We start from the raw sequence: 21,545 nt of genomic DNA, 5'->3' as shown, positions 1-21,545 counted from the left end.
AAGTTAAATTCGACACTCCGATGACTTACGTTGACAATGCAGGCAATCCCACCAGCGACCCGAGTAACAAAGTGAACCTGGTAGGCGGTAATGCGAACGCCCCAGTTACCTTGGGTAATGTTGCACCTGGTACGCTGAGTGCCACCAGCACCGAAGCCGTAAACGGTAGCCAACTGCATGCCACCAACCAAAATGTGGCCAAAGGTATTAACTTCGGTGGTACTACCGGTAGCAACAACTACCAGCTGGGCGACACCATCAATGTGAAAGGTGATAACAACATTACCAGCACTACTGTAACTGGCGGTGCACAATTGGCGTTGAATCCGAACCTGAGCGTAACCAGCGTTACCACCACTGATGCAGCCGGTAACCAAACCGTTACCAACGGCGGTGGAGTAACCATCACTCCGGCAGGTGGTGGCAATCCTGTGAGCCTCACCACAGGTGGTCTGGACAATGGCAGCAACAAGATTACCAATGTTGCCGATGGTACAGCCGGTACGGATGCGGTAAACGTGAGCCAGTTGAATGCAGCTTTAGGTGCTATTAATGGTGCCGGCAATGCCAATATCGCTGCTTTGGATGCCAAGATTAACGATGTGGCCGATACCGCTAATGCCGGTGTAGCCCAAGCCATTGCTACTGCTGGCTTGCCGCAGGCTTATCTGCCTGGTAAGAACATGGTGGCTGTGGGTGGCGGCTACTACAAAGGCGAAACCGGTTATGCAGTCGGCTTCTCCACTATCTCCGACAGCGGTAACTGGATTATCAAAGCCACCGGCAGCGGTAATTCACGTGGTAACTTCGGTGCCTCTATCGGTGCCGGCTATCAGTGGTAAGCTAAAAGAGGCTACCTGAAAATCTAGATATAGAGTTTTCAGGTAGCCTTACCGGGTTCTCCAAAATAAACCAATTCAAAGGAAAAATTATGAAATTGTCTCAAGTAGCTCGTCGTACAGCAGTTGTGGCCGCTGCCGCGGTGGCATTGTCTGCCTGCTCCTCATTAACAAAAGTAAGCTCAAGTGGCACTACTGATCAGCCGGTATGGCCGAAGTGGGATCGGGTAACACTCAATAAAACCCGTGGTACCTTCCCCGATCTGGGTAGTCTGAGACAGGTGAGAGCTGGTCTGACCAAAGACGATTTGTACTACTTGATCGGCCGCCCGCACTACGGCGAAATGTGGCGTCCGCGCGAATGGAACTACCTGTTCCACTTCCATACTCCCGGCCAAGGTACGAACGGCGTAACCACTTGCCAATTTAAAGTACTGTTCGACAAAAACATGTTCAGCAACGAAACCTACTGGCACGCAGTTGATCCTGAAAACGCCACTTGCCCGCCGCAGCAGCCGGCTCCTGCCGAACCTATGCAACAGCAACATCATCGCTACACGCTGAGCGCAGACGTACTGTTTGCGTTCGATCGCAGCAGCGAACAAGATTTGCAACCGCGTGGCCGTGAAGAGCTGACTGAACTGGCCGCTCAGTTGAGAAACTTTGAACAGCTCAATAGCATTACCGTAATTGGTCATACTGATTACCTTGGTTCAGATGCCTACAATCAAAACCTGTCACAGCAGCGCGCCGAAACCGTGCGCCGTTATTTGGCAGCCCAAGGCTTGCCGGCTGACAAAATCCGCGCAGTTGGCATGGGTGAATCCCAGCCGGTTAAACAGTGCGACAACCACGGTGGCCGCAGCCAGTTGATTGCCTGCCTGCAGCCCAATCGCCGTGTGGAAATCCAAGTAGACGGCTACGGCCGCCGCTAAACCTGTGTACTGGTAGTTTTGCCGGTATTCTTGCCGGTAATCAATAAACCTTTCTGTTTCGGCAGAAAGGTTTATTTACGTCAGTAGAGGAAGCTGGCATAATACTTGCTAGGGAGAAATAGAAAGATTATTACAAATTTGTTTTCCATACTGCCGCAGTTATGGTTGGCAGATTTTCGGTTATATGAAGGTTGCCGCCAGGCAAGGGAGTTAAATGCCGGGTGCAATCAGTTTTTTGTTTACTTGATGAGGGATACGCTATGCCTTTTGTATATTGGACTTCCGATTTGGATACCGGATTTGACGATATCGATGCACAACACAAGCAGCTAGTTGATTACATTAATAAACTGTATGATGCTAGAGAAGCTAACGATAAAGAAGCTGTCGAGCAGGAGTTCCAACACCTGATTGACTACACCGTAGAACACTTCAGCTACGAAGAAATGATGCTGGAAGAGGCACAATACCGCCTTGTAGAACAGCACAGAAAAGTGCATCAAAATTTCGTAACCCGTATGAGCACCCTGCAAGCCCGTTATCAGAATGGCGACGCTGAAGCTTTGAATGAAGTAATCGATTTGTGCGAAGGCTGGCTGTTCCGTCATATCCGCATTAATGATCACGGCTACATCGACAGCGTGAAAGCATCTGGTATCCGTTCTTAATTCGAGCAGATTTTGCCTCTACAGGCTACCTGAAAATAGGTTCAGGTAGCCTGTTTGTATGTATGGGGTAGATCCCAACAGAATGCAGAAATGATTTGCCGCGCTGGTATATAATGAACCTTATTGATTTTTGCATCAATTTGCGGCTCCACCCACAACTATCGAAGGAAACTTTCATGAATCTACTCAATGAAATAATCGATCACAACAAGCGCTTCGTTGAAAGCGGCAAATACGTAGAATTTTTTAGCGATAAATATCCTGAAAAGAAACTGGCCATCCTATCGTGCATGGATACGCGCATTCTTGAGCTGCTGTATGCCGCCTTAGGCTTGAAAAACGGCGATGCCAAGGTGATCCGCAATGCAGGTGCGGTGGTACTGCATCCGTGGGGCTCGGTCATGCGCAGCCTCTTGGTGGGCGTGTTTGATTTGCATGTGGAAGAAATCATGGTGGTGGCACACCACGACTGCGGCATGTGTGGCTTTTCCCCTGAACGCCTGCTGAACAAAGCCCGGGCTGCCGGCATCCCAGAAGCCAATATCAACACCTTGCGCCATGCCGGTATTGACTTGGACGGCTGGCTCACCGGCTTCGATAATGCCGATGACAGTGTGCGTCATACCGTGAATCTCATCAAACAACACCCGCTGATGCCCGCGCACATTGCCGTACATGGTTTGGTGATCCATCCCACCACCGGCAAGCTCACCGTGGTGGTGGACGGCAATAAAAAAACTGCTGAGTAAACCTGGTTTCAGCTAACAGCTTGCGCCTTGCATCCAGCGCTTCAGTTTTCAGGTAGCCTTACGTTTAATGGGCTACCTGAAAACCTTTGGCATAAACGTTCATATTAGACAGCCGGGTAGGTGGCTCAACCATCTCGCCATTTCAATTTTCAGGTAGCCTTTCCACCGATGATACAGGATTCCCATGCCCACCCAATTCAACTCCCAACCCGTACTGACCACTGCGCTGGCTCATCGCTCTATCCGCAAATTCACTGCCGAGCCCGTTGCGCCGGAGCAGCTTGCCGCTGTGCTCGAGGCTGGCCGTGCTGCTTCTTCGTCCAGCTTCATGCAGTGCATCCATATCATCCGTGTGAGCGATTCCGCCGTGCGCGAACGGCTGTATCAAATTGCTGCCCAACAGGAATACGTCCGCCGCGCACCGGAATTTCTCGTGTTCTGCATCGACTACACCAAACACCGCCGCCTCGTGCCCGATGTCCAAACCGACTATACCGAAGCCCTGCTGCTGGGCGCCGTGGACGCCGGCATTACCGCGCAAAACGTTTTGCTGGCTGCCGAATCGCTCGGCCTGGGCGGCGTGTACATCGGCTCCTTGCGCAACGATATCGCCGCTGCCGCCGAAGCCCTCGGCTTGCCCGATACTGCTGTGCCGTTGTTCGGCCTCTGCCTCGGCCACCCCGCACAAGACCCGCTGCACCGCCCGCGCCTGCCGCTTGACGCCATCGTGAGCGAAAACCGCTACCGCGAATGCAGCAGCGATACTCTTGATGCCTATAACCGCGAACTGGCTGCCTACTATCAGACCCGCAGCGGGCTGGATTTGGATTGGCGTGGCCAAATCGCCCGCACGCTGGCCCAACCCCTGCGCCCGCACATCCTACCTTTCCTGCAGGCACGCGGCTTTGCCAATAAATGAGGAAAGGCTACCTGAAAACGCAAATGTGCAGCTGAAACAACTATTCGCTTCTGGCAGGCGGTAAAAGGCAGGCGGCATCGGTAATGGCAAGGCGAGCCCAAGCCGCATGAAGTGAAAAGTCGGGTCGTGAATAAAACCGCGAATGTTACGTGCTTGTTCACCTAGCCATATGTGTGTACGGTCTGCGGCTCACCGCTGTTTAATTCATGATAGCGATAGGCTGTCAGCCATCTATACCGCTACCCTACAGACAAAAAGGCTACCTGAAATCTTTCAGGTAGCCTTTTTTGATGCCTGCAGCGGGTATTTAGTGGCCGCCCACGGTGTCGGCGGCGCGGTTGAGGCCTTGGGACAGGGATTCCACCATGGCGGGGTAGCCGTCGCCCTGCTGCGGGGTTTGGATATTGAACGGGGTGGTGCGGCCGTTCGGCCATTGGGCATAGCCGCTCACGAGGGTGTGGCCTTGGAAGCTGCCTTGGAATTGCTCGATATAAATCTTGAGCACGGGCAGGCCGTTGCCGCGGCCGTAGGGCACGAAGCGGGCGCTGCCGTGGCGGTTGAGCCGGTTGCTGAAGGCGGCGGCAAGGCTTTGATCCAGCGGAGCGGCCCACAGATGGTGACGGGCGAAGTTGAGACGGTGGGCGTCGGTTTGGTAAACAAGGCCGCCTTGGCCAAGCGGTTCGGCCAGGATGATTTGCACGGCGGTTTGGCCGCTGCTTTGGCCGGCGGGCGGTACGAAGGCGCTGTCGGGCAGGCTGAAATACTGGGTGGCGGGGACAGAGGCGCAGGCGGCCAGCAGCAGGGCTGTGGCGGCGGCGGGCAGTTTGACAAACAGGGACATCAGCGGCTTCCTTTCGGGGTGGGGTCGGTAGCTGAAGAGTTGAAAATCAGGGCGTTGGGCTGCTCTTTGAGGGTGTTGAGTACAGGCGCGGCCTGCTGCAGGGTACGGTCGATGCTGCGCAGGGTTTTCTGCACATCGCCATACACGGGCGATTGCGGGGATACGCCCTGCAGGGTGGTTCGCAGTTCAGCCAGGGTACGGTTGAGCTCACCGGGAAGTTGTTGGGTTTGCGGCTGGCCGAGCAGGCGGTTGGCTTGGGCGAGCGTGCCTTTCAGCTCGGTCAGGCTGCCGTTGAGTTCGCGCACGGTTTTATCCAGCGGTAGGCGGTTGAATTTGTCGAGCAGGGTGGATACTTGCTGTTGCAAATCACCCAGGCTGCCGCCGTTGCGGCTGGCGATTACGGTGTTGCCCTGATAGCTGGCAGCCGGTTTGAGCACGCTTTGGCCGGGGGCTTCGGAAAGCTCGACAAACAGGGAGCCGGTGAGCAGATTGTTGTTGGATAGGGTGGCGCTGAGGCCTTTATTGAGAGCACGGCTGATTTGGTCGGCCCAGGCTTCTTTGCTTTGGGTGTCGGCGTTGATTTCGAGGCGGGAGGGGTCGATGCGGATGCGCACGGGAACCCAGCCGTTGTCGAACAGGTTGAGGCTGTCGTTGCGGCTGAAATAGGGCACGTCGGTTACCGTGCCGATGGGGATGCCTTTGTATTCTACGGGCGCGCCGGCGGCCAGGCCGCGCACGCTTTGTTTGAAGAAAACTACATAATACAGCGAGCGAGCGTCGGCCTGGTTGTCCACGTCGGCACGGCTGTCGTAGAGAGGGAAGAGGGTGTTGTTGCCCACTTGGCTACCTTTGTTGCCATCGGGCGGGTCATCGAAGGCGATGGCGCCGGAAATCAGGGCGGGCAGGGAAGGGGTATCCACTTTGAGGCCGCTGCCGCCGAGCTCGATTTTAAGGCCGCTTTGCAGCCAGAAGCGTACATTGTTGCCGATGAGCTTATCGTTGGGGCTACCGATGAAGATTTGGTAGTCGGTGGTTTTGGACACGGGATCGAATTTCGCGCTCTCCACAATGCCCACCACGATGTCGCGGTACATCACCGGGCTGCCGCTGCTGAGGATTTTACCGCTACCGCCTTTTAAGCGCAGCCGCAGGCCGCCTTGGGCGAAGGCAGACACGGGTGGCACATCGGCCACGGTGAATTCGCGTGCTTCTTCCGGGCTTTTCCCTGGCATCAGGGCGATATACGAGCCGGACACGAGCGTGCTCAAGCCGGTGATGCCGCTTTGATCCACGCGCGGTTTCACCATCCAAAATTGGCTGTCTTTGCGAACCATGTCTTTCGCTTCGCCGGTGAGCTGTGCGGTGAGCGCCACGCCTTCCTGGCCGGGGCGCAGGTGGATGGCGGTCACGCGGCCCACGTCTACATCCAACACCTTAATCACGGTGTTGTTCACTTCGATGCCCTCGGCATTGGCCATATACAGCGTGATTTCCGGGCCGGTGTTGCGGATGTGGTCGAACAGCAGCCAGCCGCCGGTGAAGAGGGCGATGAGCGGGATGAGCCACACCATAAAGGAAAAACTGCGGTTGCGGCGGATTTTTGCCTGTGGTTCGCGTGTGGAAGAATGTTTATTCATGGTGTGATTTTGCGTTTTATGTGAAGAGGTTTTCAGGTAGCCTATGCTGCCTTGTGGCTACCTGAAAACGGTTCGGGCAGCCCCTAATGATTTCAGGTAGCCTTTGTATTGCGCCTGGCGGCTTTGTCCCACATCAGGCGCGGGTCGAAAAAATGTGCCGAGAGCATGGTGAGCAGCACCACCAGGCAGAAATACAGCGCCGCCGGCCCGGGTACCACCCGCGCCATGTGCGTGCGGAAAGTGGACATCAGCATGATGATGACAAAAATATCGATCATCGACCAGCGCCCGATGGATTCCGTAATCAAATACAACTTGGCAAGCTTCTGCGGCGCTATTTTCATGCCGAACTTCGCCGCATACAACAGCACGCCCATGGCGATAATCTTCAGCCACGGCACCATAATGCTGGCGCTGAAAATAATCATGGCGATGTAGTGGTCGCCGTCACGCCACATAAACTGAATGCCGCTGAAAATCGTGCTGCGTTCGATAACGGTGGGGTTGGACGACACCATAATCGTCATCAGATTGGCCGGCAGCAGCAAAATCACAGAAGTAATCAGCAGAGCCAAGCTCAAACCTAGGCTGTTTGGCCGACGCTTATGCAGCCCCGAGCCGCAAATTTCGCATTCGATTTCGTGTGCCGGCCGTTCAAACAAGCACTTGCCGCAAAACACCGAACCGCCTTCAGGCCGCACCAAATCTTTATCCCCGCGCAGCCGCCGGATTTGGTAATACACCCAATGCTCCGGCACGGAAAGTGCAGTGCGAATAAGCAGCACGGACAGCACAAACATCAAATAAAACGCCGGCCCGAAATGCACTTCCGCCACTTTGCCCAGCTTGATATAGGCCACCAGCGTGGAAATAAAAAACACATCCACCATCATCCAGCCGCGCAGCCGCACCAGCCAGCGCGTGGCGCGCAGCACGCCCGGCGGCGGCTTGCCCCACAGCAGCCCGCCATACACATACAAACACAGCAGGCAGAAGAAAAACGGCGCGCCGAAGGTGAGCACAAACATCACCTCGGCTAAGAAGCCAGATTTCTGCAAAATCAGCACCTTCATCATTTCCGGCATGGTGAGCGGCACCTCTAAGCCCAACACCGTCACATGCATATACAGCCCGGAAAACACCACCGCCAGCATAATCAGCGAGGCCAAGGCCAGTGCCGGCGGCAGCAGAAACGGGTTGGCTTCCACCCGCGCCAACGGATGGCCGCAGCGCGGGCAAAACGCTGCTTTCCCCGGCTTGAGCGGCGGCAGGCGCAGCTCAAGCCCGCAGGAATGGCAGGAAATATAGTGTGCCGGCATTACTGCCTTCGGCTGATATGGCCGGTAGCGGCGCGCGCGGCGCAAGCGGGTGGCGAATTTCAAAAGGAAACCGGAAGATAATGAAAAATGGCGATTATAGCCTAAAGCGGATTGGCAGCAATAGCTTAGGGGCTGTTGGCAACTGCTGGTTTCCGCGTCTTTTTGCCTCCAAGGCGGCATCTTCCGCGTTGGGAATCCTCGCAAGGTGTCCGACCTTACTGCGGTTTCAGCCTTGAATCTGCCGCCTTTGGGGCACAATCCACTTGGAAAAGTAGCTACTAACAGACCCTAGTAAGTTTTCAGGTAGCCTTGGCTGGTAAGAAGGCTACCTGAAAATGGTGGAAGCGGTATCTGCTGTCCGCAAAAAAAGGCTACCTGAAAAATCATGGCTGTTGCGGATAGGAGTTTGGTGCGGAAGTGCGGCACACTATTTTCAGGTAGCCTGAAGCAGCAAGTTAGGATTGAGTTTAGACGATGGCGGTGGCCAGCCACAGTTTGGCCGCAAAGAAGATAAACAGGGCGCCTGCACCGCTTTTGCCGAACGCAGCCGCACGGCTGTATTTGGTGCCCACGCGGCCAACCGAGTTCGCCATCAGAATCAGCGTGCTCATGCACAGCAGGCTGCATAGCTGGAAGGTGCCGCCCAAGAGCAGGAAGCTCAGGTGCGGGTGTTCGTAGCGAATATCGACAAACTGCACCATGATGGCGGGGAAAAACAGCAGGCTTTGCGGATTGAGCAAGGAAATGGTGAGGGATTTGCGGAACACTTGCAGCAGGGTGCCTTCAGCAGTATGGCCTTCGGCTTTGGCAGCGGCAGCATGATGCAATTTGAGCCAGCCTTCACGCAGCAGCATGATGCCCAAATAGGCCAAGTATGCGCCGCCGGCCAGTTGCAGCGCGTTAAATAAGGAAGGATAGGTTTGCAGCAGGGCGCTGGCGCCGAAAGTGGAAGCCACAATCAACACGCCGTTGCCGACAAAGATGCCGGCGAAGGCGCTCCAACCCGTTTTGGTGCCGTATTGCCCGGCCACTGATAAGCAGTAAATCATATTCGGCCCGGGCAGCAACACCAGCAGCAACACGGCGAGCAAATAAGCAGAAAAATTAATAATACCGAACATTTACATACTCCCAAATACTCAGGTAGCCATACTATACAACCGGTTTCTTGATATATAAAATACTGCTTAAGGAAGCCTGTGATAGGGAAAGCAGATGATAAATTTCCGCCTCATTCGCCATTTGTGGATGTTTCTTGCCGTGGCCGAAGAAGAACATTTCGGGCGTGCCGCCGAGCGGCTGAATATGTCGCAGCCGCCGCTCACCGAACACATCAAACAGCTCGAGCAGGCCTTGGGTATGGTGCTGTTTGAACGCTCGCGGCGCGGCACCAAACTCACCGCCGCCGGTTATTCCATCCTGCCTGCCGTGCGCAAATTTGTCGAGCAGATGCAGCGGCTGCAAACCACCGTGCAGGAAATCGCCGCCGGCCACAGCGGCATTCTGCACATCGGCGCGATTACCGTGGCGCTGTTGGAAGTGGTGCCGCCGCTCATCGAACACATCCACCGGCACTATCCCACGCTCACTGTGCGGGTGCGCGAAATCGACAGCGGCGACGCCGAGCCGCTGCTGCAAGCGGGTGATATCGACCTTGCCTTCGCCCGCCTGGAAATCCCGTGGGACAGCACCATCCGCCTGCACACCCTGCGCCGCGAACCGCTGGCGGTGGTGTTGCCGAAAAGCCATCCCTTTGCCGAGCGCGAGTCGATAGATTTAAAAGACCTGGCTTGCGAAGGCTTTGTGATGTTTGAGCGCGCAGTCAGCCCCGATTCTTTCGATGCCCTGCTTGCCGCCTGCCAACGCGCCGGCTTTGTGCCCAATATCCTGCACGAAGTGCGCTCCATCGCCTTACAGGTAGCCTTTGCCGGTTGCGAGCAGGGCGTGGCACTGGTGCCCGTGTCTTCTGAGCGCTACCTGCCCGATAACGCCGTGCTGCGGCCGCTGAACGACGATATCCAAATCACCAGCGTGACCCTGGCTTGGCACGAAGGGCAGCACGATCCGCTGTTGGAGAATGTGCTGGATTTGGTGCGGGGGTATTTCGGCGGAGTAGCGTAATAAATGGGAGGCTACCTGAAAGCTGTGGTGGATTAAGTTTCAGGTAGCCTGTGAACTGAATAGGAAGAAGCAAAATGGCTTGGTTTGAACCAGATGAATGGGAGCCGTGGAATAAGTTGGCATTAGTGGTGGCGGTGTTGCTGGGATCGCTTTTGCTGCTTACCCGGCCGCTGGTGTGGAAGGCAGATGCTTCGCGGCTGGGCATCATTGTGTTTGTGCCGCTGGCGGTATGCTGCGTGCGTTGGCTGCTGCGCTGGCCGTTGAACGGAAGGCAGGGCGGTGCGGGTGCGGATAATAAGTTTAAATCGAATATGTCGCGCGTGATGTGGGGCGTGTTGCTGGCTTGCGTGATGACGCGGGTGGCGGTAAACGGCATCGTGCTGGCTACGTTGCTGCCGCTGCAGCCAGCTTTAGTACAAGCTCGGTTGTTGGAAACACGGGGAAGCCGGAGTGGGTTCAATACGTGGGTGCTGGAGCTGGAGAACGGTACGCAGTTTGATGTGGAATACGGTTTTTTGCGGAATGCGCCGCAGGAGATGATCGGGCAGACGGTGCGGGTGAAGGTGAGGGAGAATCGGCTGGGGTATTATGTGGAGGCTGAGTAAGCATGGGGATGGGAAATGGGAAAAGGCTACCTGAAAACATAGCGCGTGTTTGAATTTCGTTGACGCTGTGCTTTCAGGTAGCCTTTATGCCGTGCGGGCGTATCAGGCAGCCAAATGTGGGGCGATGGTTTGCAGCATTTGCGCTAGCACTTTGGGCGGGGCGGCTACGATGTTGCCGCTTTCGAGCCAGCCTTCGTTGCCGCGCATATCGGTTACGATGCCGCCTGCTTCTTGCACGATCAGTGCGCCGGCGGCGATGTCCCAGGGTTTGAGGTTGAACTCGAAGAAGCCGTCGAAGCGGCCGCAGGCCACGGCGCACAGGTCGAGCGAGGCGGCGCCTTCGCGGCGGGCGCCGGCGGTTTTGGCGAGAAAGTCGCGCAGGATGTTCAGGTAGCGTTCCATCATGCTCTGATCGACCACGGGGAAGCCGGTGCCGATCAGGCAGCGGTTGAGCTCGATGCGGCTAGATACGCGGATGCGGCGGTCGTTGAGCAGGGCGCCTTCGCCGCGTGAGGCGAGGTAGAGGTCGTTGCGCTCGGGGGCATACACGAGGGCTTCCTGCAGTACGCCTTTATGCAGCAAAGCCATGCTGATGGCGTATTGGGGATGGCCGTGCAGGTAGTTGGTGGTGCCGTCGAGCGGGTCGATAATCCATTCGTATTCGGCTTTTTCGGGGCCGCTGCTGCCGCCTTCTTCGGCGGTAATTTTGTGCTGGGGATAGGCTTCCTGCAGGATTTCGCGGATGATTTCTTCGGCGGTGCGGTCTATATCGGAAACGAAGTCGTTGAAGGCTTTGCTGTCGATTTTAACTGCGGGCAAGTTGTTGGCAGCACGCAGCATCATGTCGCCGGCGCGGCGGGCGGCTTTGACGGCGGTGTTGAGGACGGGATTCATATTTCTCCGATTGGGGTGGTGGGGGCAGGCTGCCGCTGGCAGGCTACCTGAAAATGGAAAGGCTGTGCCGCAAACGGCAGCCAATGTTTGGGGCGGCATTATACCTTGGGCGGCAGATGGGCAAAAGCGCCCAGGCTTTAAATTGGCGGCGGCGGCCTTATTTGGTTGAGCGTGTGGGAATTTGCCCGCCTTGTTTGATAAAGGAATTTACGATGACGGTTTTGCTGATTATTTTGGCGTTGGTGTTGCTGTTGGCGGGTTTGGCGGGCTCGATACACCCGCTGCTGCCGGGGATGCCGCTGATGTTTGCGGGTACTTGGCTCTTGGCCTACAGCCAGGATTACGAGGTGATCGGCACCACGGCGCTGATGGTGTTGGGGCTGATTATGGCGCTGGCCTGGACACTGGATTATGTGGCGGGGTTGTTGGGGGCGAAATTTACCGGAGCGAGCAAACAGGCGCTGTGGGGTTCGCTGGCAGGCGGTGTTGTCGGGCTGTTTTTTGCGCTGCCGGGCATGGTGTTGGGTCCGCTGATTGGTGCGGCAGTGGGGGAGTTTGCGGCGCAACGCAGTTTGTGGGCCGCCGGCAAAGTGGGGCTGGGCACGCTCTTGGGCTTTGTGGCGGGCGTGGTAGCGAAGTTGGGCTGTGCGCTGGTGGTGCTGTTTAGCATTTTCGGGCTGTATGTGTATTATTGGTTGAGTTAGAGTTTTTAGGTAGCCTGTTGCCCAGCAGAGGCTACCTGAAATTTTGTGATTGCCGGAGGATGGCGTTGACGCATCTGCTTGCTGCCTGTCTGTTGCCAAAGGCTACCTGAAAACGGAAAATCGCCGATTAAACACTTTCAGGTAACCACCAGCCTGTTTAGCGTTACCCATTTAACTGGCTCAAGGCTACCTGAAAAATTTTGCAATGGAATGAGAAACACATGATTGGTTTGATGATTATCACGCATGAAACGCTGGGCGAGTCGTACACCAAGCTGGCCCGGCATTTTTTCGGGCAGATGCCGGCGCATTTGGCGATTGTGGGCGTGAACCCGGATGACGATGTGGATGCGGCTGCCGCACGAGCCCAAGCAGCAGCGGAGAGTTTGGCGTTTGCCGACGGCATTTTGCTTTTGGCCGATGTGTTTGGCGCCACGCCATGCAATATCGGCCGCCGGCTGCTGTCGCACCACCGCATGGTGATGCTCACCGGGCTGAATGCGCCGATGATGGTGAAGGCAGTGCAGGAGGCGGAAAAGGCCGATGATTTGCTGGCACTAGCCGAATCGGTACGCCAATCGGCCTTGGCGGGGATTATGCTGTTGTTGCCGGAAGAGGAGCAGGGCGTATGCTGAAACAGGAAGTGGAGATTATCAATAAACTGGGGCTGCACGCACGCGCGTCGAGCAAGTTTACGCAAACCGCAGGCGCGTTTGCGGCGGAAGTGCGGGTGTGCCGCAACGGCAGGTGCGTCAACGGCAAAAGCATTATGGGTTTGATGATGCTGGCGGCGGCCAAAGGCTCGGTGATTGAAATTGAAACCGAAGGCGCCGACGAGCAGGCGGCCATGCAGGCGCTGGTGGCGTTAATCAACAATTATTTTGACGAAGGCGAATAAACATGAGCGTGGTGTTGCACGGATTTGCAGCAGGCGGCGGGATTGCCATCGGGCGGGCGCATTTGGTGGTGCGCGGCATGGAGGAGGTGCCGCAGCTGGATTTGGCGCCGGAAGAAATTGATGCGGAAGCCGAACGTTTCGATGCCGCCATCAAGGCCACGCGCCGCCAACTGGAGCAGTTGCGCAGCGCCATTCCGGAAAATGCGCCAACCGAATTGGGCGCGTTTATTTCGTTGCACCTGATGCTTCTGACCGACGTTACGCTTTCCCGCGAGCCGATTGATATTCTGCGCGCGCAGGCCATCAATGCCGAATGGGCGCTGAAGCTGCAAACCGACAAGCTGGCCGAGCAGTTTGATGCGATTGAAGATGAATACCTGCGCGAACGCAAGCAGGATATGCTTCAGGTAGCCGAACGGATTTACCAAAACCTGATGGGGCAGAACACCGATTTCATGCCCGAAGCAGACGAGTTAGAAGACGATATCATCCTGATTGCCCACGATTTGTCGCCTGCCGATGCCGTCTATTTCAAAGAACACCATATTGCTGGCTTCGCTACCGATGCCGGCGGCCCCACCAGCCACACCGCTATTTTGGGTCGCAGCCTGGATATCCCGTCCGTGATCGGGCTCTACAACGCACGCGAACTCATCAGCCAAGATGATTGGATTATCGTGGACGGCATCAGTGGCGTGCTGATTATCAATCCCGACGATTTAATCCTCAGCGAATACCGCAAGCGCGACCGCGTCTACCGCAGCCAGCGCCGCCTGCTCAACAAGCTAAAAGACATCACCGCCACCACCAAAGACGGCGCAGACATCGAGCTGTTGGCCAATATCGAATCCGCACAGGATGTGCGCCTGATGCACCGCCTTTCTGCCGACGGCGTGGGGCTGTTCCGTAGCGAGTTTTTGTTTCTCAACCGCGATAATCTGCCCGATGAAGACGAGCAATACCGCGTGTATGCCGGCATTGTGAAAAAGCTCAAAGGCAAGCCGCTTACCGTGCGTACCGTGGATTTGGGCGTAGACAAAAACCCGCGCTGGTTCGGCGAGGGCCACGCGCTCAATCCCGCGCTGGGCATGACCGGTATCCGTTTATGCTTGGCCGAGCCGACGATGTTCCGCACCCAAATGCGCGCAATTTTGCGTGCAGCGGCACACGGGCCGGTGAAAATCATGTGGCCGATGATTACTTCGGTGGACGAAGTGAGACAATGTATCAATCATTTGGCAGTTGCCCGTAAACAGCTGGACGAACGCGGCACGGAATATGGCGAAGTACAGGTGGGCGCGATGATTGAAATTCCCTCAGCCGCGCTCACAGTGGGCCATATCCTGCAACACTTGGATTTTATCTCGGTGGGTACCAACGATTTGATTCAATACACCTTATCGGTAGACCGCGGCGACGATAGCGTGAGCTATCTCTACCAGCCCGCCCATCCGGCAGTATTAAAACTGCTACATCATATTTTCAGCACCGCTAAGCGCATGGGCAAGCCGGTGTCGGTATGCGGCGAGATGGCCGGCGATTTACATTTCACCCGCCTGCTGCTCGGCTTGGGCTTGCGCCGCTTCTCCATGAATGCCAGCAATCTTTTGGCTGTAAAGAATGTAATCATTCAAAGCCATGCAGGGGAACTGGCGGCGCAGGTGAAAAAGCTGCTGCGGCTAAGCGATCCAGAGAGGGTGCGGCAAGCCGTTAAGAAGATGAATGCAGCAGATGATGACAAAAATGCAACACTTGAAGTAGCATAACATTGCACGGTATAAACAAGCTGAGAGTGAAGAAGTGTTAAAAAATACTGTTTAAATACCGATGTTAATCTTAAGTAGAGTAAGCAGTTGGATTGTTGGTAAAGTGTGTGTTAATGCAAGTTTATTGCAGTAGATTGCCGTATTTGGGTAAATAACGACAATAAGTGGCGACAAGGTGAGAAGTGTTCTATATAATGCGCCGCGTCTGTGCTGCTTCTTGGTAGGCAGCATGGATAGTAAGTAGACGTTTTCCCGCAAGTTGGCCATCAATACTTCCTCCCTTGGTATTGATGGCTTTTTTTTGTGCGGGCTTGATGGAAGAATCATTTATATCAGCCAACCAAAGCGCTGGGATCAGTTTATTCAGGCTGGTGCTTTCAGGTAGCCTCTGCCCACGGAGAAATGTGGCCAGCTTATTTCAATCTGTATGCTTGTTAGAATCACTAAATTGCCACGGGCAGCTGTTTCAAACAACAGCTGCCCGATTATTTTTCCTATTGCTATCTTGTTTGGCGTAGCCCCTGCTGCTGGCTTATAATTCGCAGCTTTCCAATCTATCCGAAAATCATCGGCAAAACCTCATCATGCAAGAACACTACCAACCCTCCCTCACCGAGCCCGCCGCCCGCGAAAAATGGGCGGCACACCGCGTTTTCAACGTTAAAGAAGACAGTAGCAAACCCAAATTCTACTGCCTCTCCATGTTTCCCTATCCCAGCGGCAAGCTGCACATGGGGCATGTGCGCAACTACACCATCGGCGACGTGCGCAGCCGCTTCAAAAAAATGCAGGGGTTCAACGTGTTGCAGCCGATGGGTTGGGACGCGTTCGGCATGCCCGCCGAAAATGCGGCGATTAACCACCAAGTCGCGCCGTCTAAATGGACGTATGAAAACATCGCCTATATGCGCAAGCAGTTGCAGAGCTTGGGCTTTGCGCTGGATTGGGAGCGCGAAATCGCCACCTGCCGCCCCGAATACTACCGCTGGGAGCAGCTTTTGTTCACCAAGCTGTTTGAAAAAGGCATTGTGTACAAAAAACTGGGCACGGTGAACTGGGACCCGATTGACCAGACCGTGTTGGCGAACGAGCAAGTGATTGACGGCCGCGGCTGGCGTTCCGGCGCGCTGGTGGAAAAGCGCGAAATCCCGATGTACTACTTCAAAATCACCGATTACGCCGAGCAGCTGTTAAACGATTTGGATGGCTTGGATTGGCCCGAGCAAGTGAAAACCATGCAGCGCAACTGGATTGGCAAATCGCGCGGCATGACGGTGCGCTTTGCCATCGCCGATGACAGCAAAGCAGGGCTAAACGGCGATGACGCGCAGTTTTTGCAGGTCTATACCACCCGCCCCGACACGCTGATGGGCGCAACCTATGTTGCCGTTGCCGCCGAGCATCCGCTGGCCACCGCTGCGGCTGCCAATCAGCCCGAATTGCAAGCATTCATCGCCGAATGCAAGGCGGGCAGCGTGGCGGAAGCCGATATGGCGACCATGGAGAAAAAAGGTATGCCCACCGGCCGCTTCGTCATCAACCCGCTCAACGGCGAGCGGCTGGAAGTGTGGGTGGCGAACTATGTGCTGTGGGGCTACGGCGACGGCGCGGTAATGGCCGTGCCCGCGCATGATGAGCGCGATTTTGCCTTTGCCAAACAATACAACCTGCCGATAAAACAAGTGATTAGCGTGGACGGCCAGCCGTTTGACGCAGCGCAATGGCAGGACTGGTATGCCGACAAGGAAAACGGCGTGCTGGTAAACAGCAACGAATTCAACGGTTTGAATTTTCAGGCTGCCTTCGATGCCATCGCCGCCAAGTTGCAGGCTGCTTCTGCGGGCGAGCCGAAAACGCAATACCGCCTGCGCGACTGGGGCATTTCGCGCCAACGCTATTGGGGCTGCCCCGTGCCGATTATCCATTGCGATACCTGCGGTGACGTGCCCGTGCCGGCAAAAGATTTGCCCGTGGTGCTGCCTGAAAATGTCGTGCCCGACGGCGCAGGTTCGCCGCTGGCCAAAATGCCCGAATTTTACGAAACCATCTGCCCGAAATGCGGCGGCGCGGCCAAGCGCGAAACCGACACCATGGACACGTTTATGGAATCGAGCTGGTACCAGTTCCGCTATATGTCGCCGCGCGACGACGCGCACATGGTTGCGCCCGAGGCCGCCGCGTATTGGGGGCAGGCCGACCAGTATATCGGCGGTATCGAACACGCCATTCTGCACCTGTTGTATGCCCGCTTCTTTACCAAACTGATGAACGACGAAGGCATCGTGTCCGTGCGCGAGCCGTTCAAACAACTGCTTACGCAGGGCATGGTGCTGGCGGCGACGTATTACCGCGAAAGCGCGGATGGCAAAAAAACCTGGTTCAATCCCGCCGAAGTGCGTGTACAGACCGACGACAAAGGCCGCCCCGTGTCCGCCGTGCTGGAAGCTGACGGCCAGCCCGTGGTGATTGGCGGCGTGGAAAAAATGTCCAAATCCAAAAACAACGGCGTGGACCCGCAGCAAATCATCGATGCCTACGGCGCGGACACCGCCCGCCTGTTTATGATGTTCGCCAGCCCGCCCGAGCAGTCGCTGGAATGGTCGGACGCAGGCGTGGAGGGGGCGCACCGCTTCCTGCGCCGCCTGTGGCGCACCGTGTATGAGTTCAAACAGGGCGGCACGGCCGCAGTGTTTGCAGGTAGCCACAACTCACTTTCAGGTAGCCTGAAAGAGTTGCGCTTCAAGCTGCACAGCACCATCGCCAAAGTAACGGACGACTACGACCGCCGCCAGCAGTTCAATACCGCCATCGCCGCTGTGATGGAGCTGCTGAACCAGTATGATGCCACTGCCAAAAACGGTGCATTCGCCGAAGCACACGGCCGCGAAGTAGCACAGGAAACCCTCGAAATCGTACTGCTTTTGCTGTGGCCCATCGTGCCGCATATTTGCGAAAACCTGTGGGAGCAGTTGCGCGAGGGCGGTAATGTGTGGCAACAGCCCTGGCCAAAAGCCGACCCTGCCGCGCTGGTGCAAACTGAGATGGAGATGATGGTGCAGGTAAACGGCAAACTGCGCGATAAAATCACCGTTCCGACCGAGGCCGACAAAGCCACTATCGAAGCTGCCGCCCTCGCCACCGCTGGCGCGCAGAAGTTCATGGAAGGCAAAGCACCGAAGAAAATCATCGTCGTGCCGAAACGGCTGGTGAATATCGTGGTGTAAGGCCGTTTGGCTGAATAAAAGGCTACCTGAAAACCAATTTGGCTTTTTCAGGTAGCCTTAAATATAATAATCAAGGAGTGAGCTATGTTTAGAAAAATTCTAACCTTATCCATGCTGTTTCCCGCCTTGGCCGTGGCTCAACCGCCTATCCAGGATTGCCGAGCTTTTCTGTTGGATATGAGTGCGTTAGGTTTTCGCGCCGGAGTATGCCGGAAAAATGTTGAGCAGCCGGAAGTAATCCGTTTGCGGGAAAGGCAGCAGGAGTGCTCAGCTATCTCGGCCGATCCGACATTGCAAGTAGAAATTAGGGCGCTGCATCTGACCATGCATGATGAATTCATTAATGAAGTGGTAACACAGGATGCGCTTGAGGCAGCCTTGGCCGGCAAACAGATAGATGCTAGCCAAACGGAGTTCTGTAAGGCATACGACAAGCAGCTAGAGGGGATGACACGGCATTATTTGCAACCGTGAGCAAGAAAAGGCTACCTGAAATTTTCAGGTAGCCTTTTCTTAATCGGCAGATGCGGTTTGCATCAGTTATATGGGTTGTGCACGCTGCGCACCAAATCTTGCAGGAATTCGCGCACTTGTTTTTCGCTACAGCCCATTAGTAGGGCGTCTTCGAAGGTGTCTTGCGCAAGCTGATAAAGCTCTTGCATGTTTTCCTGCATCACTTTCACTTTTTCGGTGCACGATACGATGCTGCCGTCGTCGCTGTGCCATTTGGGCATGGTGGGCATATTCATGATGCAGGCCTTTAGCGGGTGAAGCGGGTGGAGCGGTCTACCCGGCGGGCGGTGATGTAGCGGTTTTTCCAGTAGGTGCCGTTCATGCTGGTGATTTCGATGTCGCGGCCGGTGCGCGGGGCGTGGATGAAGCGGTCGTTGCCGATATACATGCCGACGTGGGAAACGCGGCCGCCGCCGCCGAAAAATACCATGTCGCCGGGTTTGAGATTGGCACGGTCTACCTGCTGGCCTACGGTGGCCATCTCGGCGGAAGTGCGCGGCAGGGTAATGCCCATGCTGCGTTTGAAGATATATTGCATGAAGCCGCTGCAATCGAGGCCTTGGGTGGGGGAGTTGCCACCGAAGCGGTAGGAGAGGCCGATTAGGCTCATGGCGTTCATGATGAGGTCGCCGGCTTCGTCTTGGCTGCCTGAGGAGGAGCGGCTGCCGGAAGATGAAGACTGTCGGCTGGATGCGGGGGCATTGTTGCTGTGGCTGGTACGTTCGCGGATCAGGCGCTCGAGTGCGTCGTTATCCAATCCTTCCGGGGCGGCGTATGCGGCGGGAGCGAGGCCGAAAGCAAGGGCGGCCAGGGCGCAGAGGGTTGCTTGTTTTATCCACTTCATCAATCTGAAACTTTCTTGTTTTGCCCATGTTATAGCATAGTGCGGTAAGGCGCGGCAATGTGTTTGGCAGGGCAGTGTGCAATAGGGGCAGTTTGTGCGCACGGGTGGGCGCGTATGTTATGCTGTGTATCTGTTTGTGCGGACACTGGTTCCGCAAGGGGGTTGTATGGTTAGATCTGCCATGCCCGCTTTGGGCGATATCAATCGTTTGCGTCAAATCGTGGCCACGCTGGCGCGGCACGGTTTAGGCGGTTTTCTCAGCCGGATTAAGCTGAACCGGGCTTCTTGGCTCGGCGGCTCGGCCGCGCAGGAAGATGCTGGTGATTCGAGCACGGCGCATCGTTTCCGGCTGGCGTTTGAGGAGCTGGGGCCAACCTTTATTAAGCTCGGCCAGATTTTGGCCACCCGGGTTGATATTTTCAACGCCGAATGGATTGAGGAATTCGAGCATCTGCAAAGCAGTGCGAATCCCTTGCCCTTCGAGGCAATTCTCTCCCTGCTCACCGAGCAGCTTGGCTGCCCGCCGGAGCAGGTGTTTCAGCACATCGACAGCGAGCCTTTGGGCAGCGCCTCCATCGCGCAGGTGCACCGAGCGGTGCTGCTCGACGGCAGCGAGGTGGCGGTAAAGGTGCGCCGGCCGGATATCGAACCCCTCATCCGGGCGGATTTGCGTATTCTAACCCATCTGGCGCAGCTCACCGAATCGGAAATGCCGGAAACCCGCCGCTATCAGCCGGTGCAGATGGTGCAATATTTTGCCAAAAGCCTGGCCAGGGAAACCGATTTGCTGGCTGAAATGCGCCATTTGCAGCGGTTTGCCGCACTGTATGCCAACCATCCGGCGGTTCATATTCCCAAGGTATATCCTGAATACAGCAACCGGCAGGTGCTGGTGCAGGAATACGTGGCTGCCACCCTGCTGAAAGATACCAACATCGAATTGCTGGGCGCTGAAGAGCGGCATATTCTGGCCTGTCGTATCACCGACGTGCTGCTCGATATGATACTGGGGCAGGGCCTGTTTCATGCCGATCCGCACCCGGGCAATATCTTTATTTATCCCGATTTGCGTATCGGCCTGATCGACTTCGGCATGACAGGCTACCTGAATCCGGTGCGTCGGCAGGAAATCAATGCGCTGATTGAAGCCCTTATCCACCGCGACCCGTTTGCCGTGCAATATATTCTGAGCAACTGGGCACAGGGCGATATTCCCGATGAAGACCTGCTCGGCGCCGACGTGATGGAAATGCTGCTCGACTACGAACACACCGCCGTGCGCGATTTGCGCGTCAGCCAGGTGATCAACGATTTAACCCGCATCATGCGCGAGCACGAGCTGGCCTTGCCGGGCGATTTGGTGATGCTGTTCAAAGCCCTGCTCACTCTCGAAGGCGTGGTGAAAAGGCTGGACGGCAGCTTCCAACTGCTGGAGCACGCCAAACCGATTGTGCAGAAGGTTATCCGCCAGCGCCTTTCGCCGCAGCAACTTTGGCGCCGAAGCAGCACGCAAAGCCGTATGCTGGGGCAGATGTTGGGTGAGTTGCCCAAAAACTTGTTGCGCCTCAACCGCAATCTGCAAAGCGGTCGGCTAAACGTGAACCTGGATTTGAAACGCCTCGACAGTTTGAACCGGCACTTGGAATACAGCGCTAACCGGCTCACCATGGGTATGGTGACGGCGGCGTTGATTATCGGCTCGTCCATCCTGCTTAGCAGCAATATCGGCCCGAAGCTGTTCGGCCTCTCGTTTCTGGGTTTTCTCGGCTATCTCTTGGCCTTTGCCAACAGCCTGTGGATTATCTGGTCTATCTGGCGTTCGGGCAAACATTAAAACAAAACTTTTCAAGCACGTAAAAAAGTGTATGGCAAACGGTGTCGACAGCTAGGAGAAGATAGGCGGCAGGCCAACCGTTAATATCGTATAGCCGAAGCACTTAATTCCCAATGGCGTAGGCTCGCTTTGCCAAGTGATTCATACTGTTTGCAGCCCGCCGCTTGGTAGAGGAAATAATTGCTTTGGCTATGGCTACAATCAAAAGGCTACCTGAAAAACCATTTTCAGGTAG

At 55.8% G+C, this 21,545-nt stretch carries 21 protein-coding genes; 14 read left to right on the top strand and 7 right to left on the bottom strand.

Features of this window, described 5'->3' with window-relative positions:
* From HMPREF2796_RS10480 to nfsA, 5 genes are all read left to right on the top strand, one after another.
* Nucleotides 1-842, top strand: an 842-nt coding sequence (locus HMPREF2796_RS10480; RefSeq protein WP_210385361.1) for a YadA family autotransporter adhesin, incomplete at its 5' end; no start/stop codon positions are given.
* Between the two features lie 89 nt (nucleotides 843-931).
* Nucleotides 932-1,774, top strand: coding sequence for an OmpA family protein (locus tag HMPREF2796_RS10475; protein ID WP_035580203.1), 843 nt, complete (start codon nucleotides 932-934; stop codon nucleotides 1,772-1,774).
* 260 nt (nucleotides 1,775-2,034) lie between these two features.
* A complete protein-coding gene (locus tag HMPREF2796_RS10470) occupies nucleotides 2,035-2,442 on the top strand; it encodes a bacteriohemerythrin (RefSeq protein ID WP_023886938.1) in 408 nt (135 codons plus the stop codon).
* 176 nt (nucleotides 2,443-2,618) lie between these two features.
* Nucleotides 2,619-3,191 carry a beta-class carbonic anhydrase gene (locus HMPREF2796_RS10465; RefSeq protein WP_023886937.1) on the top strand — a complete coding sequence of 191 codons (573 nt, stop codon included), beginning with the start codon at nucleotides 2,619-2,621 and terminating at the stop codon, nucleotides 3,189-3,191.
* Between the two features lie 184 nt (nucleotides 3,192-3,375).
* Entirely contained in the window at nucleotides 3,376-4,110 is a 735-nt protein-coding gene (gene nfsA / locus HMPREF2796_RS10460) for an oxygen-insensitive NADPH nitroreductase (protein ID WP_070633439.1), read from the top strand.
* A 307-nt stretch (nucleotides 4,111-4,417) separates the two neighbouring features.
* On the opposite strand, the gene HMPREF2796_RS10455 is transcribed toward nfsA, so the two are convergent.
* The 4 genes from HMPREF2796_RS10455 to leuE all read right to left on the bottom strand — a co-directional run bounded on the left by HMPREF2796_RS10455 (nucleotide 4,418) and on the right by leuE (nucleotide 9,028).
* Nucleotides 4,418-4,951: a PqiC family protein gene (locus HMPREF2796_RS10455; protein WP_070633436.1), complete on the bottom strand. Its 534-nt coding sequence runs from the start codon at nucleotides 4,949-4,951 to the stop codon at nucleotides 4,418-4,420.
* Nucleotides 4,951-6,588 (bottom strand): intermembrane transport protein PqiB, encoded by a 1,638-nt coding sequence (gene pqiB / locus HMPREF2796_RS10450; RefSeq protein WP_070633435.1) that lies wholly within the window; start codon nucleotides 6,586-6,588, stop codon nucleotides 4,951-4,953. Before pqiB ends, HMPREF2796_RS10455 begins: the two co-directional genes overlap by 1 nt.
* 92 nt (nucleotides 6,589-6,680) lie before the next feature.
* Nucleotides 6,681-7,907 (bottom strand): paraquat-inducible protein A, encoded by a 1,227-nt coding sequence (locus HMPREF2796_RS10445; protein WP_141749201.1) that lies wholly within the window; start codon nucleotides 7,905-7,907, stop codon nucleotides 6,681-6,683.
* A gap of 467 nt (nucleotides 7,908-8,374) precedes the next feature.
* Entirely contained in the window at nucleotides 8,375-9,028 is a 654-nt protein-coding gene (gene leuE, locus HMPREF2796_RS10440; RefSeq protein WP_070633433.1) for a leucine efflux protein LeuE, read from the bottom strand.
* A 94-nt stretch (nucleotides 9,029-9,122) separates the two neighbouring features.
* Between leuE and HMPREF2796_RS10435 the strand changes: the two genes are divergently transcribed.
* Nucleotides 9,123-10,028, top strand: a complete 906-nt coding sequence (locus tag HMPREF2796_RS10435) for a LysR substrate-binding domain-containing protein (protein WP_023886931.1) — start codon at nucleotides 9,123-9,125, stop codon at nucleotides 10,026-10,028.
* 74 nt (nucleotides 10,029-10,102) lie between these two features.
* A complete protein-coding gene (locus tag HMPREF2796_RS10430; RefSeq protein ID WP_070633431.1) occupies nucleotides 10,103-10,633 on the top strand; it encodes a hypothetical protein in 531 nt (176 codons plus the stop codon).
* A 102-nt stretch (nucleotides 10,634-10,735) separates the two neighbouring features.
* Here HMPREF2796_RS10430 and HMPREF2796_RS10425 read toward each other — a convergent pair whose 3' ends face one another.
* Entirely contained in the window at nucleotides 10,736-11,527 is a 792-nt protein-coding gene (locus HMPREF2796_RS10425; protein ID WP_064088104.1) for an inositol monophosphatase family protein, read from the bottom strand.
* Between the two features lie 212 nt (nucleotides 11,528-11,739).
* On the opposite strand from HMPREF2796_RS10425, the gene HMPREF2796_RS10420 reads away from it, so the two are divergent.
* The 6 genes from HMPREF2796_RS10420 to HMPREF2796_RS10390 all read left to right on the top strand — a co-directional run bounded on the left by HMPREF2796_RS10420 (nucleotide 11,740) and on the right by HMPREF2796_RS10390 (nucleotide 18,593).
* Nucleotides 11,740-12,231, top strand: a complete 492-nt coding sequence (locus tag HMPREF2796_RS10420) for a DUF456 domain-containing protein (protein ID WP_070633429.1) — start codon at nucleotides 11,740-11,742, stop codon at nucleotides 12,229-12,231.
* A gap of 221 nt (nucleotides 12,232-12,452) precedes the next feature.
* Nucleotides 12,453-12,866, top strand: coding sequence for a PTS sugar transporter subunit IIA (locus tag HMPREF2796_RS10415; RefSeq protein ID WP_003823391.1), 414 nt, complete (start codon nucleotides 12,453-12,455; stop codon nucleotides 12,864-12,866).
* Entirely contained in the window at nucleotides 12,860-13,129 is a 270-nt protein-coding gene (locus HMPREF2796_RS10410) for an HPr family phosphocarrier protein (RefSeq protein ID WP_003823389.1), read from the top strand. The genes HMPREF2796_RS10415 and HMPREF2796_RS10410 overlap by 7 nt, the downstream gene beginning before the upstream one ends.
* Before the next feature lie 2 nt (nucleotides 13,130-13,131).
* Entirely contained in the window at nucleotides 13,132-14,895 is a 1,764-nt protein-coding gene (gene ptsP, locus HMPREF2796_RS10405) for a phosphoenolpyruvate--protein phosphotransferase (protein ID WP_070633427.1), read from the top strand.
* A 584-nt stretch (nucleotides 14,896-15,479) separates the two neighbouring features.
* Entirely contained in the window at nucleotides 15,480-18,119 is a 2,640-nt protein-coding gene (leuS, locus tag HMPREF2796_RS10395; RefSeq protein ID WP_070633422.1) for a leucine--tRNA ligase, read from the top strand.
* An 84-nt stretch (nucleotides 18,120-18,203) separates the two neighbouring features.
* The gene (locus tag HMPREF2796_RS10390; protein ID WP_070633420.1) at nucleotides 18,204-18,593 is read left to right on the top strand and encodes a hypothetical protein; all 390 of its coding nucleotides are present in this window, start codon (nucleotides 18,204-18,206) and stop codon (nucleotides 18,591-18,593) included.
* Between the two features lie 62 nt (nucleotides 18,594-18,655).
* On the opposite strand, the gene HMPREF2796_RS10385 is transcribed toward HMPREF2796_RS10390, so the two are convergent.
* Together HMPREF2796_RS10385 and HMPREF2796_RS10380 are read right to left on the bottom strand one after the other, a co-directional pair.
* Nucleotides 18,656-18,868 carry a hypothetical protein gene (locus HMPREF2796_RS10385; protein WP_003823382.1) on the bottom strand — a complete coding sequence of 71 codons (213 nt, stop codon included), beginning with the start codon at nucleotides 18,866-18,868 and terminating at the stop codon, nucleotides 18,656-18,658.
* A gap of 11 nt (nucleotides 18,869-18,879) precedes the next feature.
* Nucleotides 18,880-19,476 (bottom strand): C40 family peptidase, encoded by a 597-nt coding sequence (locus HMPREF2796_RS10380; protein WP_049258120.1) that lies wholly within the window; start codon nucleotides 19,474-19,476, stop codon nucleotides 18,880-18,882.
* 166 nt (nucleotides 19,477-19,642) lie between these two features.
* On the opposite strand from HMPREF2796_RS10380, the gene HMPREF2796_RS10375 reads away from it, so the two are divergent.
* Nucleotides 19,643-21,310, top strand: a complete 1,668-nt coding sequence (locus tag HMPREF2796_RS10375; RefSeq protein ID WP_070633418.1) for an ABC1 kinase family protein — start codon at nucleotides 19,643-19,645, stop codon at nucleotides 21,308-21,310.
* The last annotated feature ends 235 nt before the right edge of the window (nucleotides 21,311-21,545 follow it).

The sequence above is a fragment of the Eikenella sp. HMSC071B05 genome (assembly GCF_001811325.1).
GTDB classification, from domain to species: Bacteria; Pseudomonadota; Gammaproteobacteria; order Burkholderiales; family Neisseriaceae; genus Eikenella; species Eikenella corrodens.
The sequence above is the reverse complement of the archived record's forward strand: the minus strand, read 5'-3'. Positions and strand labels throughout refer to the sequence as shown.

Bases quoted from the DNA above. Each gene is read 5' to 3' on its own strand.
- HMPREF2796_RS10475 (WP_035580203.1), top strand. From the start codon at position 932: ATGAAATTGTCTCAAGTAGCTCGTCGTACAGCAGTTGTGGCCGCTGCC.
- HMPREF2796_RS10470 (WP_023886938.1), top strand. From the start codon at position 2,035: ATGCCTTTTGTATATTGGACTTCCGATTTGGATACCGGATTTGACGAT.
- HMPREF2796_RS10465 (WP_023886937.1), top strand. From the start codon at position 2,619: ATGAATCTACTCAATGAAATAATCGATCACAACAAGCGCTTCGTTGAA.
- nfsA (WP_070633439.1), top strand. From the start codon at position 3,376: ATGCCCACCCAATTCAACTCCCAACCCGTACTGACCACTGCGCTGGCT.
- HMPREF2796_RS10455 (WP_070633436.1), bottom strand. From the start codon at position 4,951: ATGTCCCTGTTTGTCAAACTGCCCGCCGCCGCCACAGCCCTGCTGCTG.
- pqiB (WP_070633435.1), bottom strand. From the start codon at position 6,588: ATGAATAAACATTCTTCCACACGCGAACCACAGGCAAAAATCCGCCGC.
- HMPREF2796_RS10445 (WP_141749201.1), bottom strand. From the start codon at position 7,907: ATGCCGGCACACTATATTTCCTGCCATTCCTGCGGGCTTGAGCTGCGC.
- leuE (WP_070633433.1), bottom strand. From the start codon at position 9,028: ATGTTCGGTATTATTAATTTTTCTGCTTATTTGCTCGCCGTGTTGCTG.
- HMPREF2796_RS10435 (WP_023886931.1), top strand. From the start codon at position 9,123: ATGATAAATTTCCGCCTCATTCGCCATTTGTGGATGTTTCTTGCCGTG.
- HMPREF2796_RS10430 (WP_070633431.1), top strand. From the start codon at position 10,103: ATGGCTTGGTTTGAACCAGATGAATGGGAGCCGTGGAATAAGTTGGCA.
- HMPREF2796_RS10425 (WP_064088104.1), bottom strand. From the start codon at position 11,527: ATGAATCCCGTCCTCAACACCGCCGTCAAAGCCGCCCGCCGCGCCGGC.
- HMPREF2796_RS10420 (WP_070633429.1), top strand. From the start codon at position 11,740: ATGACGGTTTTGCTGATTATTTTGGCGTTGGTGTTGCTGTTGGCGGGT.
- HMPREF2796_RS10415 (WP_003823391.1), top strand. From the start codon at position 12,453: ATGATTGGTTTGATGATTATCACGCATGAAACGCTGGGCGAGTCGTAC.
- HMPREF2796_RS10410 (WP_003823389.1), top strand. From the start codon at position 12,860: ATGCTGAAACAGGAAGTGGAGATTATCAATAAACTGGGGCTGCACGCA.
- ptsP (WP_070633427.1), top strand. From the start codon at position 13,132: ATGAGCGTGGTGTTGCACGGATTTGCAGCAGGCGGCGGGATTGCCATC.
- leuS (WP_070633422.1), top strand. From the start codon at position 15,480: ATGCAAGAACACTACCAACCCTCCCTCACCGAGCCCGCCGCCCGCGAA.
- HMPREF2796_RS10390 (WP_070633420.1), top strand. From the start codon at position 18,204: ATGTTTAGAAAAATTCTAACCTTATCCATGCTGTTTCCCGCCTTGGCC.
- HMPREF2796_RS10385 (WP_003823382.1), bottom strand. From the start codon at position 18,868: ATGAATATGCCCACCATGCCCAAATGGCACAGCGACGACGGCAGCATC.
- HMPREF2796_RS10380 (WP_049258120.1), bottom strand. From the start codon at position 19,476: ATGAAGTGGATAAAACAAGCAACCCTCTGCGCCCTGGCCGCCCTTGCT.
- HMPREF2796_RS10375 (WP_070633418.1), top strand. From the start codon at position 19,643: ATGGTTAGATCTGCCATGCCCGCTTTGGGCGATATCAATCGTTTGCGT.